This window comes from Streptomyces sp. ATLC9, assembly GCF_057196705.1.
This window is the reverse complement of record NZ_JBXUOY010000373.1, coordinates 1-4,235: the sequence shown is the minus strand read 5'-3', so window position 1 is coordinate 4,235 and position 4,235 is coordinate 1. Positions and strand designations below refer to the sequence as shown.

The window sequence follows — 4,235 nt, the reverse complement described above, 5'->3', positions numbered from 1 at the left end:
GCGGGCTGCGCCCGCCGGAGGCCGCCGCGGTCACAGCGGCGGTACTGGCCGGCCAGCTCACGATCGGCTGGGGCAACGATCTGCGCGACCTCTCCCGCGACCGCGCCGCCGGCCGCGCCGACAAACCGCTGGCCACCGGAGGTCTCCCGGTCGGCTCGGTGCTGCGCGCGCTGGCCGCCGCCGCGCTCGCCTGCCTCGCGTTGTCCGCGCTCACCGGGCCGCGCGCCGCGCTGGTCAACATCCTCCTCGTCACCGGCGCGGGCCACGCCTACAACCTCGGGCTGAAGGCGACCCGGTGGTCCTGGGCTCCGTACGCCTGCGCCTTCGGGGCGCTGCCCTCGGTGGTCACCCTCGCCGGACCCGCCCAGGCCTGGGCGCCGCCGTGGGCCGCCGGCGCCGGTGCCGCGCTCGGGGTCGGGGCGCATCTGCTCAACACGCTGCCCGACCTCGCCGACGACGAACGCGCCGGAGTGCGGGGCCTGCCGCACCGGATCGGCGAACGCCCCTCGCGCGCCCTGGCCGCCGCCCTTCTGGCCACCGCCTCGCCGCTCGCCGTGCTCGGTCCCGCCGGAAGCCCGCCGGCCTGGGCGCTCGCCGCCCTCGCGCCGGTGGCCGCCCTCACGCTGCTCACCCTGACCGCGCACGGCCGCACCCCCTTCCGGGCGGCCGTGGCCGTCGCCCTGCTCGATGTCGCGCTGCTCGTGGCGGCCGGCTGATGGCGCCGGCGTCCGCGCACTGGGACCTCGCGGTGGTCGGCGCCGGGCCGGCCGGCGCCGCCGCCGCCCTGGGCGCGCTGCACACCGACCCCGGACTGCGTGTCGTCCTCCTGGACCGGGCGGACTTCCCCCGGGACAAGGCCTGCGGAGACGCGGTGGCCCCGCACGTCCTCGACCTCCTCGCCGAGACCGGTGTCACCGGTCTCCTCGACGACCGGACTCCGGTCGGCCGGCTCCGCCTCGGTCTCGGCGGCCTGACCGCCGAGCGGCCGATGGTCCGCCCGGCGTGGGTGGTGCCTCGCAGGGTCCTCGACGCCCGGCTGGCCGGCGCCGCGGTCGCGGCCGGCGCCCACCTCCTGCGGCACCGGGTCCGCGACCTGCGGCAGCGCACAGGAGCGGTGGTCCTGGACGGGGAGATCTCCGCCGCGGTCGTCGTCGGCGCGGACGGTGCCCACTCGGCCGTCCGCCGCGCACTCGGCCTGCCCCGCGGCCCGGCGGCCCTGGCGCTGCGCGGCTATGCCCCGGTCGCGCACGGGCGGCGCGGAGTACAGGTCATCGAGTTCGGCACCCGGCACCAGCCGTCGTACGCCTGGTCCTTCGACCGCGGCGACGGTCTGGCGAACGTCGGGTACGGCGAGGTCATCCACACCGGCCGTACGGCGCCGGCCCGCGCCGGGCTGCTCGAACGGCTCGATGCGCTGCTGCCCGGCGCGGCCGAGGGCGGGCGGCAGTGGGCCGGCCACCATCTGCCGCTCTCGACGGCGCGCTGGCGGCCTCCGGCAGGCCGGGTGCTGCTTGCGGGTGACGCCGCCGGACTGGTGAACCCGCTGACCGGCGAGGGCATCTACTACGCGGTGGCCACCGGGATCGCGGCCGGACGCGCGGCGGCCGCGGCCTGCCGCGACGGGAGGCCCGAACGAGCCGGGGAGCGGTACGCCCGCGCCACCGGCCGGATCCTCCTGCCCCATCTGCGCCACACCGCCCTGGCGGCCCGGCTCGCCCGCGGCCGCCGCACCGTCGAAGCCGCCCTGCGGGCCTCCGCGGCCGACCGGCGCGTCTTCGACGACCTCGTCGAACTCGGCCTCGCCCGGGGCCGGTTGACCCCCGCTGTCGCGTTCGGCCTCGGCCGGGCGCTCGCCGTATCCGCCCGCCCGACCGGACGAACCCGGGAGCCAGCATGAGCACACGCGTCCTCAGCGTTCGCGGCATCCTGCCCGAGCACCGCCACCGGCAGGAGGAGATCACCGAGTTCCTCACCACCATGCCGACCGCGGCCGCCGCCGACCGCGGTCTCGTCGAGCGGCTGCACCGCAACGTGTGCGTCGAGACCCGGCACACCGCGCTCCCGCTGAAGGAGTACGCCCGGCTGGAGGACTTCGGCCGGGCCAACGACGCGTTCATCCGGGTCGGCACCGAACTCGGCAGCCGCGCGGTCGTCGAGGCGCTCAAGGACGCCGGCCTCGCCCCCGCCGACGTCGACTGCGTCGTGTCGTGCACGGTGACCGGCCTGGCCGTCCCCTCGCTGGAGGCCCGCGTCGCGGCGGAGATCGGGCTGCGCCCCGACGTGGTGCGCCTGCCGCTGGTCGGCCTCGGCTGCGTCGCCGGCGCGGCCGGCCTCGCCCGCCTGCACGACCTGCTGCGCGGCCGGCCGGACGGGGCCGCGGTACTGATGTCGGTCGAGCTGTGCTCGCTCACCCTCCAGCGCGACGACGCCTCGGTCGCCAACCTCGTGGCCGGAGGCCTGTTCGGGGACGGCGCCGCGGCGGTGGTCGCTGTCGGCCCCGAGCATCCGCTCGCGCGCTCCGAGGACCCCGCCCAGCCCCTCGTACTGGCCTCGCGCAGCCGCCTCTACCCCGACTCGGAACGCGCGATGGGCTGGGATGTCGGCCCCGGCGGGCTCAGGATCGTGCTCGACGCCTCGGTCCCCGACCTGGTGCGCCGGTACGTCGGCGGCGACGTCCGCGACTTCCTCGCCGACCACCGGCTGACCGCCGGAGACATCGGCTGGTACGTGGCGCATCCCGGCGGCCCCAAGGTCCTCCGCGCACTGCAGGACGCGCTCGGGGTCGGGCCGGACGCCCTGGGCGTGACCTGGGACTCGCTGCGCCGGATCGGCAACCTGTCCTCCGCCTCGGTACTGCACGTCATGGCCGACACGTTCGCGAACCGCCCGCCCCGGCCCGGCTCCTACGGGCTGATGCTCGCCATGGGCCCGGGCTTCTGCTCAGAACTCGTCCTTCTGCGTGCCCCGGGCGGTGCGTGATGAACGGCGAGCTGCTGTTCACCGCCCTGGTCGCGGTCGTCGGCCTGGAGCGGGCCGCCGAGGTGGCCGTGTCCCGCCGCAACGCCGCCTGGAGCTTCGCGCACGGCGGTGTGGAACTGGGGCGGGGACACTACCCGTTCATGGTGGCGCTGCACACGGGCCTGCTCGCCGGCGCGCTCGTGGAGGTGTGGGTGCGCCGGCCGGACGCCGTACCGGCGCTCGCCTGGACCATGCTCGTCCTCGTCGCGGCCTCGCAGGCGCTGCGCTGGTGGTGCGTCGCCACCCTGGGCCGGCACTGGAACACCCGGGTGATCGTCGTGCCCGGCGCCGCGCGGGTGACCGCGGGCCCCTACCGCCGACTGCCGCACCCGAACTACCTCGCCGTGGTCGTCGAGGGACTCGCACTGCCACTGGTCCACTCGGCCTGGATCACGGCGGCCGTCTTCACCGCGCTCAACGCCCTGCTGCTGGCCGCCCGCGTCCGTACCGAGGACGCCGCACTGGCGCGACTGGCCTGAGATGGCCGAGGGGAGGACCGCCGCTGTGGACCTGCTCGTCGTCGGCGGTGGCCCGGCGGGGCTCGCCACCGCCCTGCACGCGGCCCGGGCAGGACTCGAGGTCACCGTCCTCGAACAGCGCGCCGGTACCGTGGACAAGGCGTGCGGCGAGGGGCTGATGCCGGGAGCCGTCGCCGCCCTGGCCGCACTCGGCGTGCACCCGGCCGGGCATGAACTGCGGGGTATCCGGTACGTCGCCGGACCCCGCCGGGCCGCCGCCGTCTTCCGGACGGGGCCGGGCCGCGGGGTGCGCCGCACCGTGCTGCACGCGGCGCTGCGCGAGGCGGCGCTGGCCACGGGCGTGCGGATCGAGCAGCGCACCGTGCGCGGCGTCGAGCAGGACGGGCGGGGCGTGGTGGCCGGCGGCGTCCGGGCCGCCCATCTGGTGGCGGCCGACGGCCTGCACTCGCCGATCCGCCGGGCGCTGGGCCTGGACCGGCCGCACCGGGCGCGCCCGCGCTACGGGCTGCGACGCCACTTCGAACTGACCCCCTGGAGCGACCATGTCGAGGTGCACTGGGCCCACGGCGCGGAGGCCTATGTGACCCCGGTGGCCGACGGCCTGGTGGGCGTGGCGGTGCTCACCGCCGGCCGCGGGGCCTACGACGACCACCTCGCCGTCTTCCCCGGTCTGCGCGAGCGGCTGGCCGGTGCCCGGCCGGCCGGGCCGGTGCGCGGGGCCGGACCACTGCGCCGGAG

The 4,235-nt window shown here is 77.4% G+C and carries 5 protein-coding genes; all 5 read left to right on the top strand.

Annotation, left to right across the window (positions count from 1 at the left end; all coding sequences use genetic code 11):
• On the top strand, positions 1 to 716 hold a 716-nt coding region (locus AC2CJA_RS24860), incomplete at its 5' end, for a UbiA family prenyltransferase (RefSeq protein WP_484604921.1).
• Positions 716 to 1,897 (top strand): geranylgeranyl reductase family protein, encoded by a 1,182-nt coding sequence (locus AC2CJA_RS24855; RefSeq protein WP_484604920.1) that lies wholly within the window; start codon positions 716 to 718, stop codon positions 1,895 to 1,897. The genes AC2CJA_RS24860 and AC2CJA_RS24855, both read left to right, overlap by 1 nt.
• The gene (locus AC2CJA_RS24850) at positions 1,894 to 2,979 is read left to right on the top strand and encodes a type III polyketide synthase (protein ID WP_484604919.1); all 1,086 of its coding nucleotides are present in this window, start codon (positions 1,894 to 1,896) and stop codon (positions 2,977 to 2,979) included. The genes AC2CJA_RS24855 and AC2CJA_RS24850 overlap by 4 nt, the downstream gene beginning before the upstream one ends.
• Positions 2,979 to 3,497, top strand: coding sequence for an isoprenylcysteine carboxyl methyltransferase family protein (locus tag AC2CJA_RS24845; protein WP_484604918.1), 519 nt, complete (start codon positions 2,979 to 2,981; stop codon positions 3,495 to 3,497). Before AC2CJA_RS24850 ends, AC2CJA_RS24845 begins: the two co-directional genes overlap by 1 nt.
• 25 nt (positions 3,498 to 3,522) lie before the next feature.
• The coding region (locus tag AC2CJA_RS24840) for an NAD(P)/FAD-dependent oxidoreductase (protein ID WP_484604917.1) at positions 3,523 to 4,235 on the top strand (713 nt) is incomplete at its 3' end.

Excerpts from the sequence above, each read along its gene's own strand:
- AC2CJA_RS24845 (WP_484604918.1), top strand. The coding sequence starts at position 2,979 with ATGAACGGCGAGCTGCTGTTCACCGCCCTGGTCGCGGTCGTCGGCCTG.
- AC2CJA_RS24850 (WP_484604919.1), top strand. The coding sequence starts at position 1,894 with ATGAGCACACGCGTCCTCAGCGTTCGCGGCATCCTGCCCGAGCACCGC.
- AC2CJA_RS24855 (WP_484604920.1), top strand. The coding sequence starts at position 716 with ATGGCGCCGGCGTCCGCGCACTGGGACCTCGCGGTGGTCGGCGCCGGG.